The following is a 21,337-nucleotide window of genomic DNA, read 5'->3' as shown; positions in this document are numbered from 1 at the left end:
CCTCTTCTCCTCCCCAGCCCTTCAACCTTCAAGATCGAGCAGACATCCGGGATTCATCGTCAAATTCGGATCAATCGCCCGCTTGATCCGCTCCAGCAGATCGCGCTGAACCGAAGATGCGCGCGCGGCGAAATCGGCCTTCTTGAGACGCCCGACCCCGTGCTCTGCGCTGATCGACCCGTCATAGCGGCCCAGGACCTCGTTGAGAACTGTTTTAGCTCGATAAATCTGCCTATCGAGCTCCTCCGCGCCTTCCGGGTCGGGCAGCACGTTCAGATGCACATTGCCATCCCCCACGTGACCGTATGAGACGCAGACCGCCCCGGGCAAGACTTCTGCGACTGCCGCCTCGGCCTCGGCGACGAACGCAGCCAGCTCTGAGAGCGGCACGGAGAGGTCCGTGCGCAGATGTTTTCCGCGCCGCGCTTGCCCCTCGTTCATCCCCTCACGCACCAGCCAGATATTCCGCGCCTGAGCTTTCGACTGCGCGACCACGCCGTCACGCACGAGCCCCTCGTCCATCGCCAGTTCGAGGAATTGCGCGAGAAGCGACTCGATATCGACGAGCCCCGAGCCCGACATCTCCACCAGGGCATAGGCGCGATGTGCGGGCTCGAGCGGCAGCGTGAGATCGGGAATGCCCTCACGAGCGAGCTGGAAAGCCTCGGCGGGCATGAATTCGAAGGCAGACATCAGGTCACAGCATTTAAGGCGCGCGAGACGGTAGAGCTCGATCGCGTCTTCCAGCGAGTCAAGCGCCAGCAATGCGGTCGCGGTCTGGTCAGGCGCGGGCATCAACTTGAAGGACACGGCAGTGACGATGCCCAGCACCCCTTCGGCCCCGATGAAAAGCTGCTTGAGATCGATCCCGCGATTGTCCTTGCGCAGCCGACTGATGAGATCGAGCACGAGACCGTCCGGCAGCACGACCTCGAGCCCGAGCACCAATTCGCGCGTCATCCCGTAGCGCAGAACGTTCACCCCGCCCGCATTGGTAGAGACGTTGCCGCCAATCTGACAGGTGCCTTGTGCGCCGAGCGCGAGCGGGAAGTAGAGACCGGCCTCGGCCACTTCTTTTTTGAACGTCTCGAGCACCACGCCGGCTTCGACAACCGCCGTGAAATCCCGTGTATTCAGGCTGCGAACCCGATCCATTCGCTCGAGCGACAGCACGACCTGAGACGCTGGACCATCGGGCACCGCGCCCAGCGCAAGTCCACTGCGCCCACCCTGCGGCACGACGCCGAACCCGAGCTCCGCACAGGCTCGCACCGCGCGGGATACGTCTTCGGTGCTCCGCGGCCGCAAAAGCGCAATGGCAGAACTGGTCACGTCGCCGTGCCAGTCTTGGCAATGGCGCTCGATCAGCCCGGCATCGGTCGAGACCATGTCGCCGCCGAGCATCGCCAGAAGCTTCTCCGTCCCTTCACCTTTCTGCATGCCTATCTCCCCCACTCTTCTTTGTGCTCGCCCGTCGCCCCATCTCGACTAGCTCGACAAAAATGATTTGCATCCCGCATATATCTGGTTATCAGACAACATTACAACATCTTTGATGCTGGACTGCGAATTTCTCAGGGAGGAGACACGTTATGCACGCACTCATTATCGGCGCGGCGGGAATGGTAGGCCGAAAACTCACCGATCGAATCGTCGGAGGAGCGCCCCTTCAGGGCAAAGCGGTCGACCACCTCTCGCTGGTCGACGTGATCGCCCCGGATACGCCGGAGGGGTTCTCAGGCACCACCGATTGCCTGCAGGCCGACCTGTCCGAAGCAGGCACTCCAGAGAAACTGATCGCCGCGCGACCTGACGTGATCTTCCACCTCGCCGCGATCGTCTCGGGCGAGGCCGAGAAGGATTTCGAAAAGGGCTACCGCATCAATCTCGACGGCACCCGCGCGCTTTTCGAGGCGATCCGGCACGCCAACCTGACCGATGGCTATCGTCCGCGGGTGGTTTTTGCCTCTTCCATCGCGGTGGTGGGCGCACCCCTGCCCTATCCGATCCCCGACGAGTTCCACGCGACGCCCCTGACCAGCTACGGCACCCAGAAGGCGATCTGCGAATTGCTGCTGTCGGACTATTCGCGCCATGGCTTCTTCGACGGGATCGGCATCCGCCTGCCCACGATCTGCATCCGTCCGGGCAAACCGAATGCCGCCGCGTCAGGCTTCTTCTCGAACATCCTGCGCGAACCCCTGGTGGGTCAGGAAGCCGTGCTTCCGGTGCCCGAGACGATCCGGCACTGGCACACATCGCCGCGCTCGGCAGTGGGTTTCATGCTGCACGCAGCCGATATCGATCTGGATAAGGTCGGGCCCCGCCGAAACCTTTCGATGCCGGGTGTGAGCGCAACGGTCGGCGAACAGATCGAAGCCCTACGCCGCGTTGCGGGGGAAAAGGCTGTCGCCCTGATCCGGCGCGAGCCAGACGCGATGATCACCAAAATGTGCGAGAGCTGGGCCGCAGGCTTCGACGCGACCCGCGCCCGCCAGCTCGGCTTCACCTCGGAAGACAGCTTCGACGCGATCATCCAAGCGCATATCGAGGATGAACTGGAAGGTGTCGCGTGACACAGCCGCTCCCCAAAATTGCATTTCTGGGCACAGGTCTGATGGGGGCGCCGATGGTTCGGCGCCTCCTCGGGGCGGGCTATCCCGTCACCGTATGGAACCGCGCTGCCGAAAAGGCCCGCGCGCTGGTCGCCGCCGGGGCCGAGCAGGCGGGGAGCCCCGCCGAGGCCGTCGCGAAGGCGGATATCGCCTTCACCATGCTTTCTGATGGCGCAGCGGTGGCCGACGTGCTGTTTGCGCAAGGCACAGCCGAAGCCCTGCGCCCGGGCAGCGTGCTGATCGACACCTCGTCGATCGCGCCGGACGTGGCGCGCGATCATGCCGCCCGGCTCGAAGAGCTTGGCGTGACGCAGATCGACTGCCCTGTCTCGGGCGGCACTGCGGGCGCCGAGAGCGGAACGCTCGCTTTGATGGCGGGTGGGCCGAAAGAGACGATCGCGCGGATCGCGCCCGTGCTCGAACCACTTGGGCGAATGACCCATGTCGGCCCTGCGGGCGCCGGTCAGGTCTGCAAACTGGCCAATCAGCAGATCGTCGCGATCACCATCGGCGCGGTCGCCGAGGCGATGATCCTCGTGAGAGCGGGCGGTGCAGATCCCGCGAGATTCCGCGACGCGATCCGCGGTGGCTTTGCCGAAAGCCGCATCCTCGAACTGCATGGCGCGCGGATGATCGCCCGCGATTTCACCCCAGGCGGCCCGTCGCGACTGCAGCTGAAAGACCTTCGCGGCGTCGAGACGCTTGCGAACGCGAACCATCTCGAGCTCCCGCTGACCGATACCGTGCGTGCGGCCTACGAGGCCTTCGTCGCCGCTGGAAACGGCGACGTCGATCACTCCGGGCTGCTGCTTCATCTTGAGACGCTCAACAGCGCGTCCCTTCTCGAGGAAAGATCATGACCAAAACCGAACGCCGCCTGCGCTCGCAAGACTGGTTCGACAATCCCGATCATGCAGACCTGACTGCGCTTTATCTCGAACGCTTCATGAATTATGGCACGACGCCTGAAGAGTTGCGCGCGGGCAAGCCGATCATCGGGATCGCCCAGTCGGGCAGCGACCTGAACCCATGCAACCGCCACCATCTGGATCTCGCCAAGCGCGTGCGCGACGGGATCCGCGATGCAGGCGGCATCCCGATCGAATTCCCGACGCATACGCTCTTTGAGAACTGCAAGCGTCCGACCGCCGCGCTCGATCGCAACCTCGCCTATCTCGGTCTTGTCGAACTGCTTTACGGCTACCCGTTCGACGGTGTCGTGCTGACCACGGGTTGCGACAAGACCACGCCGTCGGCCCTGATGGCCGCGGCGACGGTCGACCTACCCGCGATCGTTCTGTCCGGCGGGCCGATGCTCGACGGCTGGCACGAGGGAGAACTCGTGGGCTCGGGCACGGTGATCTGGCGTTCACGCCGCAAATACGCCGCGGGCGAAATCACCCGCGACGAGTTTCTCGAAACCGCGCTCGACAGCGCGCCCTCGATTGGCCACTGCAACACGATGGGCACCGCTTCGACGATGAATGCTATCGCCGAGGCGCTGGGGATGTCGCTCACCGGCTGTGCGGCGATACCGGCAGCCTATCGCGCCCGCGGTCAGATGGCCTATCGCACCGGGCGCCGTGCGGTCGAACTAGTCCACGAGGATATCCGACCCTCGAACATCCTCACGCGCGAGGCCTTCCTGAACGCGATCAAGCTGAACGCGGCGATCGGGGGCTCGACCAATGCGCAGCCGCATATCATGGCGATGGCGAAACATGCGGGAGTGGCGCTCGATCCGTCGGACTGGCAGACACATGGCTATGACATCCCGCTTCTGGCCAATATTCAGCCCGCCGGAAAATATCTTGGCGAACGGTTCCACCGTGCGGGCGGTGTGCCCGCGATCCTTTGGGAACTTCTGCAGGCGGGTCAGCTGAATGGCGATTGCCCCACCGTGACCGGTCGCAACATGGCGGAGAACCTCCAGGGGTGCGAGAGCACCGACCGTGAAGTGATCTACCGTTTCGAGGAGCCGATGATGGAGCGCGCGGGCTTCTATGTCCTCTCCGGCAATCTCTTCGACTTCGCAATCCTGAAGACCTCGGTAATCTCGCCGGAGTTCCGCGAGCGTTATCTCAGCAAGCCGGGCCGCGAGGGAATTTTCGAGGGCAAGGCCTTCGTCTTTGATGGCTCGGAAGACTATCACGCCCGTATCAACGACCCCGCCCTCGAGATCGACGAATTCTCGATACTCATAATCCGGGGGGCCGGTCCGCTCGGTTGGCCGGGCTCTGCGGAAGTGGTGAACATGCAACCGCCCGATCATTTACTGAAGCGCGGCATCACCAGCCTGCCGACGATCGGTGACGGGCGACAGTCTGGCACCTCGGATAGCCCCTCGATCCTGAACGCCTCGCCCGAGAGCGCGGCGGGCGGCGGGCTGGCATGGCTGCGCACGGGCGACACGGTCCGGATCGATCTGAACACCGGGCGCTGCGACATGCTCGTTGACGAGGACGAACTGGCGGCGCGCAAAGCGGGCGACTTGCCGCCGATCCCAGAGGCAGCGACCCCCTGGCAGAAGCTCTATCGCGAGACCGTCACGCAGATGGCGGATGGCGCGACGATCCGCGACGCCGAGCAGTTCCGTCAGCTTGCCAAGAAAGTGCCGCGGCATAATCACTGAAGCTAAGAGGGAAGAGCCATTCACCACAGAGGCGGTGAACGGCTCTTCCTGGCACGCCAGGAGCGCGCCATTTTGCGGGTAGAGGCAGTATAGCTTGACAGGGTTACCGCGCGCTTTGAACTGATCTTAAGTCTCGATGAATCTAGGTTCGGGAAGATCACAGGCCTCGAGTGCTTTGATATCCTCTTCCGTCATTTTCGCTGGCTCCGAAAGGGTGGCTCGCAAGACATAAGCCGTCACTGCCGCTCCCACGGACAAGACGCTGAGCACGCCCATAATGATGTATTCGGCCAGATCCATGACACATCCTTTCCTCGGAACTGTAGCGACGAAGCATCAAAATCGTCAAACTCGCAATTGATCGGGCCGGACACACGGCGTCGGCGAAACGCATCAATGCCACAGCGGTTCGATCGGGGTTGGTCCCGCCTAGTTTGCGGAAAACTGACGCGCGTAGAGGCCTCGGAGCAGCCGTGGTAGTCGCTCACCAGGCGCACGCAGAAGCACAGTTCAAAATTCGCGAAGTCGGTGTCCCCGATCAAACGAGACAAAGCACGGACTTTCAGGCTATAATTAAGTTTTACGGAGGACCACGCATGGAAGATCTTTTCAGGAAACGACAAGAGGAAAAGGCGCGAAGCCGCGCGAAGGATGAAGAGCGGCTGGCGAGAGGCGAGGTCAGTCCCAGCGAGTTGCAGCATCAGAATTTAGTATTCAAGAAAGTCCGAGCCGACCGGGTCGGCTTCGTGAAGAGCCGCGAACCGAAATCCGTCAAATTCCTCAGCCTTTAAGGCTGCTATATCCAACGGTCAGCACCAGGCGCCCAAGCAAGAAACCGGGGCGCAACTGCGCGGCGGCTTGCATACCTGCGAGAAGATGCCGCCTGCGAGATCGAGATGCTAAGCCTCCGACGTGATCAGCATCGTTTTCAGGTCGAGCCATTCGAAGGATCATCCCCCTCGTCGCCGTCTTCATCCGCCTTTTCGCCGAAATAGGCATCGCCGGACAGAGGCTGCGAATTGAACCAACGTATGTCTTCCGCGCTCAGGCTCGCCACATCTTTGATAAACCGGCGCTCACGCATCACAACCCAGAAGGCCGCCGCAGCGAACACGCCCATCAGGATCATGCCGGCTGTCACATTCCAGTCCATATCGTGCTCCCTAACCTTGAATTAGACCGAGGAGGGTAATCAAAGTCAAACGGGACCACGGTTATCGCTTTACCAGAAACACCTTCAGGAGGCAGCGCAGGACGGCCGATCCTTCCCGAATTTCGCCGCAGCACCGAGGGCAGGTCACCTGCCGTATCGGCACGTTCGCGAGAATTGCTATAGCTGCTTACAAGGTGCGCGTGACCTGCCCCCTTGGGGCCCTCGTTCATAACGAGAGTCTGCAGGTTTGAGATTGGTAGTCGGATCGGTTGTTGTGGGCAAGCGCGCCGGGCGCGGAGCCCTCAAATTGCTCAAGCGTCCGGCGCGCTTCGAGCGGCGTCTGGTTTCCCAGAGACGAGTGCGGTCTGACGGCGTTGTAGTCGTAGCGCCAGAGCGCCAACTTGCGCCGGGCATCGTCCAGTGTGTCGAAGATCTCCTCGTTTAATAATTCGTCGCGCAGGCTTCCGTTGAAGGACTCGATGAACGCGTTCTGCTGCGGCTTGCCGGGGTCGATGTAGTGCCAGGGAATGGCGTTCTGGTCGGCCCATCTCAGGATGGCCCGGCTGGTGAACTCCGTCCCGTTGTCGCTGACAATGCAAGCAGGCTTTCCGTAGATCCGCACCAGCGCATCGAGTTCACGGGCAACACGCTTGCCCGATATACTGGTATCGGCGACCAGGCACAGGTTCTCTCTGCAACAATCGTCGATCACGGCCAAAATACGGAACTTGCGCGAGGCGCCGAAGCTGTCCGCCAGGAAGTCGAGCGACCAGCGCGCATTGGGATGCGCCGCCGCAGGCATCGGCGTGCGTGACCCGCGAGCCCGCTTGCGTCCACGCCGTCGCTTCACCGATAGCCCTTCCTCGCGATAGAGCCGATACAGCTTCTTGTGGTTCATGGTCATGCCCTTGCGCTCAAGCAGGATGCCGATCCGGCGATAGCCAAACCGGCGCCGCTTCCCGGCGATCTCCTTCATCTCCTCGCGGATCTCGGGGCAGTCCGGCGGGCGTGTGCGCCGGACCGTCTTGGGGTCGACACCGACAAGCTGGCAGGCCCGACGCTGCGAGATGTCATGATCCCGCATCGCCCTGAGCGCCGCCTCTCGCCGCCTGGTCAATGTCGTCAGTTCTTTCCCAGCAGATCCTTCAGAACCACGTTGTCGAGCATGGTGTCGGCCAACAGACGTTTGAGCTTGGCGTTTTCGTCTTCGAGCGCCTTCAGCCTGGCTGCCTCGGAGAGCTCCATGCCACCATACTTGGCCTTGAACTTGTAAAAGGTCGCCGGGCTGAGGCCATGCCTGCGGCACACATCAGCTGTCGGCATGCCTGCCTCCTGCTCCTTGATCATCCCAATAATCTGCGCCTCGGTGAAACGGCTTTTTCGCATTCGTCTGCTCCTTCAGAGTTGGCGCAGACTCTACACTACGTTGAGGGATCCCGCGGGGGGCAGGTCAAAAGCTCTGCGAGAAATTGCGGCATATCATCTATCACAATGGTGCCTTCCTAAATCTCAGCACGGCTGTCGAAAGGCGCCGCGATAACATCGTCAGGGGCGGTCTACTTTTTCGAGCTTGCCCGTTCCTACATGCGACCAGGCATCTTCACGGCCTATAGGTTCTTGCGTCGCGAAATCGCATGCTGTTGATTGAGCACGCTGGACCACTCTCAAGCTATTGAAATGTAAAGAATCGAAATGTCTCTGGATGTCCCGAACCGAGCACTCCCCGATTTGGTTAAACACTTGTCGCCTCACGCTTTGGTCGCTTCGGGCCAATACTCATCACGCAACTTCCGCTTGAACAACTTCCCAGTGGCAGTTCTCGGCAATTCAGCCCGGAAATCAATACTTCGAGGGCATTTCACCGGAGAAAGCCGCGCAGAACAATATTCCATCAGCGTCTTGCAAAGCGCCGCCGAGGGGGTCTCTCCAGAAGTCAGCTGAACGACGGCCTTCACCTCTTCACCAAAGTCTTCATTGGGAACCCCGATCACGGCAACATCCAGAACAGCCGGGTGATCGAGCAATACATTTTCCGTCTCTTGTGGGTAAATATTGACGCCGCCGGAGATGATCACGAAGGACTTGCGATCAGTCAGATATAAGTATCCTTCTTCATCCACACGACCGATATCACCCAGACTGGTCCAGCCTCGGGCATTCTTGCTGGCTGCGGTCTTAACTGGATCATTGTGATATTCGAATTGGTGCCCATTCTCGAAAAAGATTTCGCCCTCCGTGCCAACTGGAACTTCTTCGCCCTGCTCGTCGCAGATATGAAGGATACCGAGTTTCGCCTGCCCGACTGACCCTTCGTGCTCGAGCCATTCTGAGGTGGTGATGGCGGTGAAGCCGTTGTTTTCGGTTCCGGCGTAATATTCGTGAACTATTGGCCCCCACCATTTGATCATCTCATGTTTGACACTGGCAGGGCATGGGGCTGCCGCATGCACCGCCATGACCATCGAAGAAATATCGTAACGATCACGCACCTCACGTTCCAACTTGAGCATCCGCACGAACATTGTCGGCACCCATTGGCTATGGGTGATCTGCTCGCGTTCAATGATCCTCAGCGCCCTCTCCGCATCGAACTTGCCCATGATATAGCAAGTTCCGCCCATTTTGATTGTTACCATCGTGTGGCGCAACGGCGCGGCGTGATAGAGGGGCGCAGGACACAAATAGCGCGTATGCGCGTCGTATCCGAAAAGTGACGTCAGCAGATCCAGAAGCATCGTGTGTCCGCCGGGATCTTGAACAACCAAGGGCCATTTGATGCCTTTCGGACGCCCGGTTGTCCCGGAGGAATAGAGCATATCAAGCCCTTGGCACTCGTCCGAAACCGGAGTTACCGGCTGCCGCGCTACCGCTTCTTGCCAGTCAAGAGCATCCTTTTGAGCGCCGACCGAATAGAGTTCGATGTCAGAAGAAAGCGCGGATTCCAACCGCTCAACAAGCTCGGGAAACTTCTCTGAAGTGACGACCAGTTTTGCGCCGCAATCCGTAATTATGTAGGTGATCTCGTCGACAGTTAGGTGAGTACTGGCGGTTGTATAATACAATCCGGCGCGATCAGCTGCGAAGCACAACTCCATGAATTCACGCCTATTTTCCATGACAATCACAATGTGATCGCCAGTTTTAAGCCCTCGCTCCCGAAAAAGATTTGCGCCCTGATTTGCGCGTGCCTCCAACTGGGCGAATGTGACCGCTTCTCCCGTATCGCACATCACGTAGGCAAGACGTTCAGGTTCCCGTTCTGCAAAGAAACGGGGGTGAAAGATGTTGCCTTGCGTGTTCATTTTCCGAACTCGATCAGAGTTTTTCCGAGACTGTCACCTTCGCGCAGATGCGCCATCGCGGCCTTCAGATCTTTGAACGCGAAACGATCTCCTAAAACGGGTTTCACCTCGTGCTGCGACATAGCTCTGAGCATGGCTTCGAAGCCATCTCGATGTCCGACGGTAACTCCCTGCAAACGGATTTGACGTGCCACGATCGGCCCAAGCGACGCCTCAAGCTTGAGACCTGAAAGCACTCCGATCATCGATATCGTTCCACCCGGTCGGATGGCACGTAGTGAAAGTGGAAAAGTCGCCTCGCCACCCAGTTCAATGATCTTGTCGAAGCCTCCATTCTCTCTCGTAATTTCACGACTGGCGCGCGCCCAATCGGGTATCTCACGGTAGTTGATAGTGGCGTCTGCCCCCATAGCGCGAACCGTTTCAAGTTTTTCGTCGCTTGAAGAAATCACCGTGACATGCGCCCCATGCAGCTTGGCGAAAGCTAGTGCAAACAATGCCACCCCACCCGTCCCTTGGATCAACACCTGCTCGCCGGCGCGCGTTTGACCGTAAGTAGCAATCGCGCTCCACGCCGTGAGGGCTGCGCACGGCAAAGTCGCCGCTTCGGCGTCAGATAAGTAGCTTGGAACTTTAACGACCCCGTTCTGATCAAGGCACATCAACTCTGTCATGACACCATCAAGCGGCCCCCCAAGCGCCGAAGAGAAGCGCGTGGAACTGGGTTCGCCACTCACCCAGTTCTGAAAATACGTGGGACAAACCCGGTCACCTACAGCAACACGCGTCACCCCTTCGCCGGTCGCAACAACCTCCCCAACTCCATCGGAAACTGGAATTAGCGGCAACTCACCCGTCGCGCGTCCATAACCGCGTGCTGGAACGATAAGATCACGGGCGTTGAGCGCGGCCATGCGCATCGCCACGAGGACCTGCCCTCTGCCCGCGACCGGTTCCGGGCGTGTGCTTAGCTTGAGGTTTTCAAACCCCCAGTCGCCTTCGATCTGAAATACTTGCATAGAAGTCGTTCCTTTTTTTACTGAGACGCTGGTCGGGCAAGCTTTGCCACGCGCTCCAACAGCATCTCTGTCGTCCCATCTACGAGCGCCGCGATCTGTGCCGCGCCGATGTGCCGCGTTACGCAGTGCTCTTGCCGAAGACCTTCCGCGCCCATGGCGTGCAGCGCAGTCGCAAGATGCCGCTGACATGTCTGCACCGCGTGGATTTTTGCTTGTGCCGACAATAGTTGCGCATCCGAACCGCCTTCGATTTGGGCAATAGCCGCCGTTACGAGTGCGCAGGAGGCTGCTAAATCTACTTCAGCCTGAGCCAGTGCGAACCGCCAGCCTTGGTGCTCGGCCAAAGACTTACCGAAGCTTCTGCGCGCCTGCCCATAGGAAGATGCCTCATCTAGGGCGGCATCCAACATCCCGCAGCACATCGCGGCCACGTAGGTGCGGGCACCATTGATCTCGGTCAGGATAGATTTGAATGCTGTGCCCGGAGCGAGAAGGAGATGATCGTCTGGCACAAAAACATCGGATAAGCTGAAATCGCCGATGCCAGCACTTGTTAGAGAAAAGCCCGCGTCTCTGGATCTTCGAACACTTCCCTCGGCATTCAGATCAACGACAAACGCCGCGATCCCGTCACGCGCTCCGATGTCGCCACATTGCGCATAGACGATCGCCACCGACGCATGACGGGCGTTGGTTATCCAGATTTTTTCACCGTTTAGCGTCCAACCGCCTTCGGACCGCACAGCGCGCATCGAGATCGCACCGAAATCGGAGCCCGAGCTATGTTCCGTGAGCGCGGTGCAGCCCGATAACTCGCCGTTGAGGAGCCCGGGAATATATCGTTTCTGCACGGCATCGCTCGCGCACTGCGAAAGTTTCAGGGCAACGTTGTGAGTATTCACGAGCGACATCGCGAAGCCGAAATCTGCAGCGGCTAAGGTCTCGCATACTTTGGCCTTCATGGCGTAGCCGAGTCCGGATCCGCCGAGCTTTACGGTCACTTCTAACCCGGTCAGGCCAAGCTCCGACGCTTTGCGGAACATGTCCATGGAAACAACGCGCCCTTGGGCCCACCCCGCAGCAGCAGGGGTGACCCTTTCGCGAGCGAAGGAACGAATCCGAGACAGATAATCTTCTAGCTCAGCGCCGGTCATTTCTGCACCCGGCGCGTAAGCCTATCGAAAAGATCACTGGAGAGACCCACGATTCCGCGCGGCATGAAGATCGTCGCCAGCACCAGGATCAGGCCGTAAAGGATTAATCGGAAGCTGTCGGCGAACCGCAGAACCTCGGGCAGGAAAACGACGATGAATGCGCCAATGGCGGGTCCAGCAATCGTTCCAGAACCTCCCATGATCACGGCCAAAATCGCATCGAGCGACTGAGCGACACCGAATACATCGGGATTAATGAAGCTCTGATAATGAGCGTAAAGTGCGCCTGCGAACCCTGCGAACATCGCCGAAGTTACAAAGGCGAAAAGTTTGTATTTCCAAGCCGGAATGCCGATAGCCGTGACCATGGGTTCATTTTGCCGGATGGCGACCAAGATTTGGCCTACGCGAGAGCGTGCAATAAGAGCGGCGAGGCCGGTCATGCCGACCGCGCAGATGACCATGAAGTAATAGTAGGTTTCGCGATCGCGGAAGTTGAAGAGGCCGCCTTTGCTACCAGGCTTCGGAATCCCGGGAATGCCAGCTTCGCCATGGGTCAACGACGTGTAGTTCATCAACACAATGAAAATCACCATATTGAATGCGAGCGTGACGATCGCGAAATAGTGCCCTTTGACTCTGAGACTTGGGTAGCCCGTCGCGAGAGCGAAAAGCGCGGTGATCAAAGGAGCTGCAACGATCGTCAGCCAGACCGGAAGTCCGAAGTGAATTCCTAGGAGCGCGGAACTGTAAGCACCGATCCCATAAATCCAGCCTGCACAATAGAGACATAACCGGTGTAACCCTGTATCAGGTTTTGCCCCTGCGCAGAGATCACCCAGACTAGGGCCAGAATACTCAGGTGCAGATAGTATTTAACGGAAATCAGGTGCGGCATCGCAATGAGCCCGACCAACGCGGCGGCGTAAAAAACAGTTCTTGCTACGACCTTCATCACGCTTTCCCCAACAAGCCCTGCGGGCGCACCAAAAGGACGATTATCATCACAGCGAAAGCGATGACGTCTTTATAGGCGGAGGATATGAAGCCTGCTGCCAGCGCTTCGGTCACGCCCAGCACAAGGCCACCCACCACAGCGCCAGGGATGGATCCCAGGCCGCCAAGGATGAGAACGGCGAAGCCCTTGATCACTAGCCCCTCGCCGACGCCTGGCGCGATTGCGAACAGTGAGCCGACCATCACGCCTGCGCAAACGCCGAGCATTGTGGAGATTGCGAAAACTATGAGCGGGATCGTATTGACGTTGATCCCCATCAAGATCGCGGCATCCCGGTTCTGGGCGACTGCGCGGATTGCTTGCCCAGTCTTCGTTTTTTCGACGAAAACGGTCATCGCTCCGATAAGCGCAATCGCCGCCAGAATTACATAAAGCCGCAATTCAGGAACCGTGACGCCACCAATTTCGAAAACACGATCAAAATTGGTCTGGATGATGACCTGATCGGCTCCGAAGAATTGGAGATTTATCCCCTCAACCATCATCGTCAGCCCCAAGGCAACGATGAAGGCATTTATATGGTTCGCGTTGCGCACTGGACGATAGGCCAAGAGCTCGATCGCGATCCCGAGAACGATGCCCACTATCAGGGCGATCAAAATCGCCAGCGCGAGAGGCAAGCCTAGGGAGCTCGAGAGGAAAAACGTCAGATAGCCTCCAAACATCGAAACCGAGCCGTGGGCAAAATGGGCGATTCCGAGGATGCCGAACACCATCGTTAGGCCCAGAGCGATCAAAACGTAGACGCCGCCGATCGCGAGCCCGTTTATGATCTGTTGAATTATCTCAATCATGTTTCCGTTGCTTTCCCAGAACCGGCTCATGAGACCACTACCGCAGGCACGCATACACGCCAGCAGACAGAGCGGGGTCAGTGGAGCAGCGCCATCAAGCCGAGGTTGACGGCGCTGCAATCAGGATCAGTGAAGCGAGCTGAGGAACTCGGAATAGGCTTTGGGATCAGAGGGTAGATCCTGAACGAATACCCAGTTCCCCTTTTGCCATTGGAAGGCGCCGTTCGAGGTATAAGCTTGGCCATTCGCGTCAAAAAGCCTTCCGTCGACCGGCAAATACTGCATCACTGCCTCGTCGGGGATCGGCAGTTCGCGCAGCGCCTCCGCGACAGCTTCGGTGTCGTCGACCGTCCCGGCTTTTTCCAATGCGTGCTTCAGCGCATAAACCTGATCATAGGCATACGGCGAACTCGGCGACGGCGCCGCGCCGAATTTCTCAGAGTAATTCTTGTGATAAGCAATGCCGTTATCAGTCGTCGAAAGCAGCGTTAGCTCGGTCGGACGAAGGTCCCATACGCCTTCCATTTGCTCGTCGCTGGCAACACTCAGGAACTGCTCTTCGCTGCCGCTTGTGAAGCCGAACCTAGGCACATCGATGCCCAGCTCGACCGCCTGACGATAGATAAACGCAGCCGGTTCGACATATCCCACGACGAGCAACGCATCCGGGTTCATTCCGCGAATTTTAGTCAATTGCGGGGTCATGTCGCGATCCTTCAAAGAGAATGACTCGCGCGTGATAACTTCACCGCCGCCCGCTTTCAGCGATTTCTCGAAAGCATCAACGTAACTGGCATAGAAGCTGACATCCAAGGCGCCCAAGACGGCGACGCGTTTGAACCCCTTATCTGCCACAAACTTACCAGCCGCCGCGCCAGTATAGTCGGCGGGAGGACGGGTGCGGGTCAGGTTGGAAAGCCCGAGGGTCGTGATCGAACGCTCAGCAGCATTCCCCACGAGCATAACCGCGTCTTCATTGCCGATGAAGGAAGCCACGGCGGCCGTCGAGCCCGAGCAGCAGAACCCTAAAATGTATTTCACCCCGTCGCGGTCGATCAACTTACGCACGGCGTTGGTAGCTTCAGTCGGGTTTGCCTTGTCGTCATAGGCAATGACATTCAGCATGTAATTGTCTTCGCCGACCTTCACGCCTCCTTCGGCGTTGATCTCGTCAGCCGCCATTTGGACAGCGTTCTTCTGCGGCAGTCCGTAAACTGCGGCGCCGCCAGTCAGGGCGTCGCTCACACCTATATCGAGTGTCTTTTCTTCTGCAGAACCTGGCAAGCTAGTCGCGGCAAGGGTCGTTATGACCACCGCAGTCGTCTTAAGCAGTGTGCCTAATTTCATCTCTCTTCCTCCCTGAGTGAAATACCGGATCTCGCGCGCTGGTGGGCGCGTCTGATCAGTGGCCTAGATAGGCCCGCGCTACCTCCGGATGCGATTGAAGCTCTTCTCCCGTTCCCTCCAGAACGATCTCTCCCGCTTCAAAAAGGTAGGCTCTATCGGCAAGTCGCAGCGCCAAAAGCGAATTCTGCTCCACCAGAAGAATCGTCTTGCCCATTTTCTTAATACGATCGATCGTCTGCCCCACCTCGGCGACGATTTTCGGTGCTAGCCCCAAGGACGGCTCGTCGAAGATGCAAAGCTTCGGCCTCGACATTAGGGCTCTCGCGATGGCGAGCATTTCCTGCTCCCCACCCGATAGTGTCCCGGCGTCCTGCTCAGCTCGTTGACGCAGGATCGGAAACATATCCATCATCTCTTCGATGTCTTTTTCTTGCTCGGAGTCCTTACGGACATATGCACCCAAGCGAAGGTTCTGGACGACGCTCATCTCCGGAAAGACTTGTCGTCCCTCCGGACACATCGTGATGCCGGCACGAACGATGTCGTGGCCATTCTTGCCGGTAACATCGGTGCCCTCGAAAGTGATTTGTCCGGCAGTCGGTTTGATCAGCCCACAGATCGCGCGAAGAGTCGAAGTTTTTCCAGCCCCGTTTGCACCGATAAGCGCAACACATTCACCTTGGTTCACCTCAAGATCGATCCCGTGAATGACTTCGATCGCACCATAGCTGGCCTTGAGCCCGCGCACGTTGAGCATCAAATGGCCTCCCCGAGATAGGCGTCGATGACGGCTGGATTATTACGGATTTCGTCCGGAGTGCCCTCCGCGATCTTCGAACCGAAATTCAGAACTACGATCCGGTCACAGACATCCATGATGAGCGCCATGTGATGCTCGATTACGAGCACCGCCACGCCCCGACGACGGATTTTCTTGATCATCTCGCTCAGCGTTTTGCGCTCATGCGAAATCAATCCGGCTGCGGGTTCGTCCAGAAGCACGACTTTGGGATTGGCCGCGAGAGCGGTCGCAATCATCAGGAATCTCTGCTCTCCGGAAGAAATCGTCGAGACCAACTTGTCTGCGATTTGATAAAGGTCTGTCAGGCGCAGAATTTCATCGATCCGGGCTTCTGTTTCGGCATCATCGCCATGACCGACGGACAACTTGAAGATGGAAGCCAGCGGGTTCGATTTGAGCGTCACAATGCTGGCAAGGCGCACCTGTTGCCGAACCGTGAATTCCGGAAAAACGCTGGCTGTTTGAAATGTTCTGGCCAGACCCAGCGCAACCCGGCTGTGTTCCGGCAAAGTCTGAATCGGAACACCGTCCAGGATGATTTCACCGGAGGTCGCCAAGAACAAACCGGCGAGTGAGTTTACTGTCGTCGACTTTCCAGAGCCGTTAGGACCGATCAGTCCGACCACCTGACCCGGGGCAACATCAAAGGACAAATCCCGAATGGCATGCACGCCTCCAAAGGACTTGTGCAAGTTCCTCACCCGTAGCGCGATGCCTTCCATGTCTCCCCTCCCTGTCGTCAACGTGATGACGTGCTCAGGTTGTAACCGCCGCGGAGATGTTCGGGAAAATAGAAAGAATCTTACGCGTCATCTATTTTTTCGATACCCTAAGTGAAATGAACGACATCATCGACACAGGATAAGCACTGTGAGGGTTAAGAATCTCAATTCAATTCAAGTGTTTGAAACCGTGGCGCGGCTCTCGAACATTACGCACGCTGCCAATTTTCTGAATACCAGCCAGAGCACAGTAAGCTATCATATCAGGAAATTGGAAACCCAGACGGGCAAGACGTTGTTCGAACGCAACGGCGGTGGGCTGGTCCTCACCGATGAAGGCGAGATTCTGGCGAACTATGCTGATCAAGCATTGAGCTTGATCGAAACAGGGCTCAGCAAAATTCTCTACCGGACGGAAATGGTCCGCGTTGCCGTCCTCCCGATGTTTGCAAGTCGTTGGCTGTCGTCGCGTCTTGAAGGGATGTGGCAAGCGCATCCAGATCTGCAAATATCGTTCTTAAATCACAACAATGACTACGTGCGGCACGAGCGTGCGGCTAGCTTTGCCGATATCGGCATTCAATGGGGACGCGGGGACTGGGAAAACTTTGACGTCACTCGTCTTTGGCAGGAAGAATTGGTTGTCGTGTGCAGTCCCGGCTATCTCCAATCCAACCCTATCATCGACCTTGCCAGTCTACGTCGCTGTGTCCTGCTACACGTCGATGACAAGCGGATGTGGTCGGAGGTCCTCAAGAACAACTTGATCGAAATCGGCTCAGACCAAAAGCACATGATGCTTGAGGACCGCCACTTTCAATTGAATGCAACGATCAACGGGGTCGGGGTCTCTTTATTTTCCAAACGCATGATCGAGATGGAGCTTGTTTCAGGCGCATTGGTCAATCCGCTCGGGAGAAGCTTCAAAAGTTCCTTCTCCTACCATATGGCAGTGCCCAAAGGAGCAGTTCTGTCACCCTCTGCCGAACGTTTCAAAAACTGGCTGATCGATCGCTGCCGGAACGATCAGCCTTGGGGCGATGACTAACCGCGTAAGGTTGCCCAAGGCTTTCGAGATATCGTCACTCTCCGCCATGCTCTGCTTCTCTGTGGATTGCCCCCCCCGGAAACTGCGACGCCGGCGATCAAAAAACTTTAGCAGAGCAACATGTTCTACTCCCCAGACCTCTATCGCGAGACTTTTCAAGCCAGCTGCCCCTTCCCACTGCCGAGATCACCCCATCCCCGGCCCATCAATCTCGTAATCGCGCGCCGGCTGCAGCGCACCAACCCCGACCTCTCCAGCCCGCACGATGAGATCGAGAATAGCCTGGATCATCCGGTCCTCCGCAGTCTCACCGAGCGCCTTGAGCGAGGCAGGCATATCCTCCATCACGATGTCGCCATCCGAGATTTCAGCACGGCCTTCGGCCAGCGCAGTTATGACCTCGCCAACGGCGGCCAGCTTTTCCTCGAACGCCCGGTCTCTGCGATCAAGCTCCCTGGATCGTTGATTTACCCGAGACCGGATATCCACGAACCCACGCATGGGGCACAAGAGCCCCACGCGCAGCTCCTCCGGGAGCGCCCGTAGAAGAGATGCGTCCCTCATCACGAGTTTGCCTGTGGCAGGGTCGCGTCGAAGGGTTCCATCTGAAATTTCCGCAAGAGCGTCTTCCATCGCCGCAAGTGCAGCTTGGTAAGTGATCCGGATCTTTTCGGCCTCGGTGCGCGCCGCCTTGACCGCCTCCTCTCGCTTGACAAGTTGGTCTGCGGCTAGAAGTTGCGTCCGTCGCTCCCTGGCAAGATCTGCTTTGTCTTTGTCGATACTCGCCTCCCGCCGGTCAAGCCCATCTTCGCGCTTTTGCTGTTTGTCCTCTTGCGCCCGAACATCCGCATCCCGCGCATCGAGATCCCGCGCGCGGGCCTCCATTTCCGTTTTATGTGACGCCAAGGCAATCCGCTCGGTGCGTTGCTCCTCGCTCAGACGATCGAGTTTTTTGCGCCCCTCATCGATCGAGGCCAGCAACTCTGTTTTGGCAACCTCCAACGCCGCGAGTTCTGCTTCCCGCTCTTCGATCTCCCGCGGCAGGTCTTGGTGGAGAGCCCGGACACTCCGATGTAGTGTCTCGACATAATTCGCTCCTGCGGCAAGGCGATCGAGCTTGCGATGTCCCCGTTCGATTTTGGGACAGAAGCGCACGAGCACGCGGTGCGTGAGATCCTGGATCGAGGCGGTGGCATCGCGCTTGATATTGTCGCTGAGCGGGTGGCCGGAATGGTCGTAGGCGCGCAGCATGAAATGCGCGTGGATCGTCGTTTCATCGAGATGAACGACCAGTGACTCCACCTTTGTGGCGAATTTCTTGGCGAGGCTCCGGGCGAGCTTTCTAAATGCCCTGTTCTGCCGTTTCGGCGAAAGCTTCATGAAATCTCGTGCGGCAAGCACGCCGAAGGTGATCACTCCCATCATGACCACGGCCGCGTTCGATTTCATCTTGCGCTGCCGACCGGCCTGTTCGCGAAGCCGCGCATTCTCGGCGCGCACCTGTGTAAGCGGACGCAACCGGATCAGCACGCGGTTGTCGCGCAGTTTCGTCTGGTCGACATAGGCGGGGATGCGCCCTAACCGACAGTCATGCATGCGCTGACTCTTCGCCTTCGAGAGGGTGCAGGTTTGTATATGGGTCGACGCGGCCCGAGGATTGGAGCGCGCCAGATCGGCGGGAGAGTTTGCAAGATCTTTCATGGGACCCAGTGTCCCTCGCCGACCTGAAAATTCCGGTCAGAAAATTCCAGGCTCCGCATCGGAGAGAGTTTGGAGTGGCTGACCTACTAGGGATAACTTTTCCGGAGAGGCGCATTTCACACTACTCTCTTTGGGAAACGAACCGCTTGCAAAGAGAGTTACGCGCGTTAGTTCGTTGGCCGGACGATTTTGAAACTGCGCGATTGCAGACCAGCACGGAAGCACCGACAAGAGCTCCATGGATACGCTCGTCTTCATCGCCTCCAAGCTCGTAGCCCTCTTCCTGCGCGCAGAAACCTGGGAAGCGCTTTTGCTCGCAGGCGCTCTCCTTGCGCTCGTGAGGGGGCGCATTCACGCAGCGCGCGGAATGCTTTCCCTAGCGCTGGCAGGCCTCCTCGCTCTGGGCATCTTTCCTCTCGGCGATCTCCTGATCGCCCCGTTGGAGCGCACCTATCCGACCAACCCACGACTTTCTCACGTCGACGGGATCATCATCCTGGGCGGCGCGGAGGATGGCGCGGGCACGGCCCGCCACCATCAAGTCCAGCTCAACGCCGCCGCCGAACGCGTCACCGCGGGGCTCGCTCTGGCGCATCGCTTTCCGGATGCCAGGATCCTGCTCTCTGGCGGCAGCGGCGCTTTGCGCGACCTTGCCCGAGAAAGCATGCCCGGCGCCGACGTCATGGCCGCCGCCTTTCGCGAGACAGGTTTCCCGCAAACGCGGCTTCTTCTCGAGAGCCGCTCACGCAACACCAGTGAGAACGCACGCTTCAGCCACGACCTCGCGCAGCCCAAGCCGGGTGAGACATGGGTGCTCGTCTCGAGCGCCTTCCACATGAGACGCGCGATGGCGAGCTTTGAGCGCGCCGGATGGGAGGAGGTAGTCCCCTACCCTGTCGATTATCGCGCGGACGGGTTTCTCGATGGCATCGGCTGGGATCTCGCGGGCCATCTTGAGACGCTGGATCGCGCGCTCAAGGAATGGGTTGGCATCGCGGCTTACGCCGCGAGCGGGAGATAGCTTGTCTGCGAGGCAACGAAAGCACGACTGGTTTCATCCTCCGCAGGGAGCGCCTATCGGAGGGTCGAACAGATTTTTCCCGGGCCACCATTTTCATGAAGATCACCGTCGTCACCGCCGTCTACAACTCTGAAGCCACAGTCGGCGAGGCTATCGAGAGCGTCGGACGGCAAACCCATCCCGATCTTGAGCACCTTATCATTGAGGGGAAATCGAAGGACGGCTCGCTCGCCGCGATCGAACGCGCCGCCCATGACCGGATGACCCTCGTCAGCGAGCCCGACAAGGGGATCTATGATGCGCTCAACAAGGGCGTGGCGAAGGCGTCCGGTGATGTGGTGGGGTTCGTTCACAGCGACGACTTCCTCGCTCATGAAGACGTGCTTTCCCGGGTCGCTGCCGCGTTTGAGGACCCGCAGGTCGAGGCGGTCTTCTCCAATCTCGATTATGTCTCGCAAGCGGACACAAGAAAGGTCGTCCGACACTGGGCGACAGGTCCCTATAGCGCGGCGAAACTCAAGCGCGGCTGGATGCCGGCCCACCCCACCCTCTATCTCAGGCGCTCGGTCTATGAACGCCTCGGCGCCTTCGACACGAGCTTCCGGATCGCGGCCGATTACGACTTCATCCTGCGCTATTTCTCGCAAGCGACCGGTCGCTCGGTCTATATTCCCGAAGTGCTTTACAAGATGCGCCTGGGCGGTGTGAGCAATCGCAATCTCGCCCGGATCCGTGAGAAGATGGGCGAGGACTGGCACGCGATCCGGCGCAATAAGGTCGGCGGCGTGATGACGATTCCGAGCAAGAACTTCTCCAAGCTCGGGCAGTTCGTGGAGCGGCAGAAGAACTGACGCGCAGCGGGCTATGCCCAGAAATCGCCTCAGGCTCCGCGCGCCTTCCTGCTCATCTTCGCATCTCTTACAGGCAGAAAGGCTCCGGCCTTGAGAGAAAGTGGCATCACACGCCCGTGACTTCCCTTGCCGAATGACTGGATTTGCATAAACAGCCT

Annotated in this window: 21 protein-coding genes; 7 read left to right on the top strand and 14 right to left on the bottom strand. The window is 58.7% G+C overall.

The annotated features are described in order from the left end of the window. Positions 1-21: 21 nt before the first annotated feature. Positions 22-1,440: an FAD-binding oxidoreductase gene (locus BMG03_RS04850; RefSeq protein WP_075777087.1), complete on the bottom strand. Its 1,419-nt coding sequence runs from the start codon at positions 1,438-1,440 to the stop codon at positions 22-24. A gap of 152 nt (positions 1,441-1,592) precedes the next feature. Between BMG03_RS04850 and denD the strand changes: the two genes are divergently transcribed. Genes denD through BMG03_RS04835 form a run of 3 tightly spaced genes read left to right on the top strand, consistent with a single transcriptional unit; the run spans position 1,593 to position 5,247 of the window. Then, on the top strand, positions 1,593-2,576 hold the full coding sequence (gene denD, locus BMG03_RS04845; protein ID WP_075777086.1) for a D-erythronate dehydrogenase: 984 nt from the start codon (positions 1,593-1,595) through the stop codon (positions 2,574-2,576). After that, on the top strand, positions 2,573-3,475 hold the full coding sequence (locus BMG03_RS04840; RefSeq protein ID WP_075777085.1) for an NAD(P)-dependent oxidoreductase: 903 nt from the start codon (positions 2,573-2,575) through the stop codon (positions 3,473-3,475). Before denD ends, BMG03_RS04840 begins: the two co-directional genes overlap by 4 nt. After that, positions 3,472-5,247, top strand: coding sequence for an IlvD/Edd family dehydratase (locus BMG03_RS04835; protein ID WP_075777084.1), 1,776 nt, complete (start codon positions 3,472-3,474; stop codon positions 5,245-5,247). Before BMG03_RS04840 ends, BMG03_RS04835 begins: the two co-directional genes overlap by 4 nt. Before the next feature lie 126 nt (positions 5,248-5,373). On the opposite strand, the gene BMG03_RS20650 is transcribed toward BMG03_RS04835, so the two are convergent. Beyond that, positions 5,374-5,547, bottom strand: a complete 174-nt coding sequence (locus BMG03_RS20650) for a hypothetical protein (protein WP_157771553.1) — start codon at positions 5,545-5,547, stop codon at positions 5,374-5,376. 296 nt (positions 5,548-5,843) lie between these two features. On the opposite strand from BMG03_RS20650, the gene BMG03_RS04830 reads away from it, so the two are divergent. Further along, complete coding sequence (locus tag BMG03_RS04830) at positions 5,844-6,038, top strand: hypothetical protein (RefSeq protein WP_075777083.1); 195 nt, start codon at positions 5,844-5,846, stop codon at positions 6,036-6,038. A 137-nt stretch (positions 6,039-6,175) separates the two neighbouring features. Here the strand turns inward: BMG03_RS04830 and BMG03_RS04825 are convergent, their stop codons facing one another. The 11 genes from BMG03_RS04825 to BMG03_RS04780 all read right to left on the bottom strand — a co-directional run bounded on the left by BMG03_RS04825 (position 6,176) and on the right by BMG03_RS04780 (position 16,558). After that, complete coding sequence (locus BMG03_RS04825) at positions 6,176-6,400, bottom strand: hypothetical protein (protein WP_075777082.1); 225 nt, start codon at positions 6,398-6,400, stop codon at positions 6,176-6,178. 226 nt (positions 6,401-6,626) lie between these two features. Further along, a protein-coding gene (locus tag BMG03_RS04820; RefSeq protein WP_244270937.1) for an IS3 family transposase occupies positions 6,627-7,786 on the bottom strand; the annotation gives its coding sequence in 2 pieces (ribosomal slippage) (positions 6,627-7,537 and positions 7,537-7,786; 1,161 coding nt in all). A 362-nt stretch (positions 7,787-8,148) separates the two neighbouring features. Then, positions 8,149-9,702, bottom strand: a complete 1,554-nt coding sequence (locus BMG03_RS04815; RefSeq protein WP_088728253.1) for an AMP-binding protein — start codon at positions 9,700-9,702, stop codon at positions 8,149-8,151. Further along, complete coding sequence (locus tag BMG03_RS04810) at positions 9,699-10,721, bottom strand: zinc-dependent alcohol dehydrogenase family protein (RefSeq protein ID WP_075777425.1); 1,023 nt, start codon at positions 10,719-10,721, stop codon at positions 9,699-9,701. The genes BMG03_RS04815 and BMG03_RS04810 overlap by 4 nt, the downstream gene beginning before the upstream one ends. A 17-nt stretch (positions 10,722-10,738) precedes the next feature. Next, positions 10,739-11,875 (bottom strand): acyl-CoA dehydrogenase family protein, encoded by a 1,137-nt coding sequence (locus BMG03_RS04805; protein WP_075777426.1) that lies wholly within the window; start codon positions 11,873-11,875, stop codon positions 10,739-10,741. Next, positions 11,872-12,606, bottom strand: a complete 735-nt coding sequence (locus tag BMG03_RS04800; protein ID WP_244271023.1) for a branched-chain amino acid ABC transporter permease — start codon at positions 12,604-12,606, stop codon at positions 11,872-11,874. The genes BMG03_RS04805 and BMG03_RS04800 overlap by 4 nt, the downstream gene beginning before the upstream one ends. 2 nt (positions 12,607-12,608) lie before the next feature. Beyond that, positions 12,609-12,830 (bottom strand): hypothetical protein, encoded by a 222-nt coding sequence (locus BMG03_RS20985; protein WP_244270994.1) that lies wholly within the window; start codon positions 12,828-12,830, stop codon positions 12,609-12,611. Next, positions 12,830-13,717 (bottom strand): branched-chain amino acid ABC transporter permease, encoded by an 888-nt coding sequence (locus BMG03_RS04795; RefSeq protein WP_244270993.1) that lies wholly within the window; start codon positions 13,715-13,717, stop codon positions 12,830-12,832. Before BMG03_RS04795 ends, BMG03_RS20985 begins: the two co-directional genes overlap by 1 nt. A gap of 96 nt (positions 13,718-13,813) precedes the next feature. Then, the gene (locus BMG03_RS04790) at positions 13,814-15,034 is read right to left on the bottom strand and encodes an ABC transporter substrate-binding protein (RefSeq protein WP_075777429.1); all 1,221 of its coding nucleotides are present in this window, start codon (positions 15,032-15,034) and stop codon (positions 13,814-13,816) included. Positions 15,035-15,089: 55 nt separating this feature from the next. After that, positions 15,090-15,791 carry an ABC transporter ATP-binding protein gene (locus tag BMG03_RS04785; protein WP_075777430.1) on the bottom strand — a complete coding sequence of 234 codons (702 nt, stop codon included), beginning with the start codon at positions 15,789-15,791 and terminating at the stop codon, positions 15,090-15,092. Continuing rightward, positions 15,791-16,558 carry an ABC transporter ATP-binding protein gene (locus BMG03_RS04780; RefSeq protein WP_075777431.1) on the bottom strand — a complete coding sequence of 256 codons (768 nt, stop codon included), beginning with the start codon at positions 16,556-16,558 and terminating at the stop codon, positions 15,791-15,793. Before BMG03_RS04780 ends, BMG03_RS04785 begins: the two co-directional genes overlap by 1 nt. A 148-nt stretch (positions 16,559-16,706) precedes the next feature. On the opposite strand from BMG03_RS04780, the gene BMG03_RS04775 reads away from it, so the two are divergent. Next, on the top strand, positions 16,707-17,606 hold the full coding sequence (locus BMG03_RS04775) for a LysR family transcriptional regulator (RefSeq protein WP_075777432.1): 900 nt from the start codon (positions 16,707-16,709) through the stop codon (positions 17,604-17,606). A 186-nt stretch (positions 17,607-17,792) separates the two neighbouring features. Here the strand turns inward: BMG03_RS04775 and BMG03_RS04770 are convergent, their stop codons facing one another. Next, complete coding sequence (locus BMG03_RS04770) at positions 17,793-19,307, bottom strand: plasmid recombination protein (protein ID WP_077701116.1); 1,515 nt, start codon at positions 19,305-19,307, stop codon at positions 17,793-17,795. 238 nt (positions 19,308-19,545) lie between these two features. Here BMG03_RS04770 and BMG03_RS04765 point away from each other — a divergent pair, with 238 nt between their 5' ends. Continuing rightward, complete coding sequence (locus tag BMG03_RS04765) at positions 19,546-20,328, top strand: YdcF family protein (RefSeq protein ID WP_075777434.1); 783 nt, start codon at positions 19,546-19,548, stop codon at positions 20,326-20,328. A gap of 95 nt (positions 20,329-20,423) precedes the next feature. Then, positions 20,424-21,179: a glycosyltransferase family 2 protein gene (locus BMG03_RS04760; RefSeq protein WP_075777435.1), complete on the top strand. Its 756-nt coding sequence runs from the start codon at positions 20,424-20,426 to the stop codon at positions 21,177-21,179. Positions 21,180-21,337 lie beyond the last annotated feature (158 nt).

It is taken from the genome of Thioclava nitratireducens, from assembly GCF_001940525.2.
GTDB lineage: Bacteria > Pseudomonadota > Alphaproteobacteria > Rhodobacterales > Rhodobacteraceae > Thioclava > Thioclava nitratireducens.
Note: the sequence above shows the minus strand (reverse complement) of the source record. Positions and strands in the feature narration are given on the sequence as shown.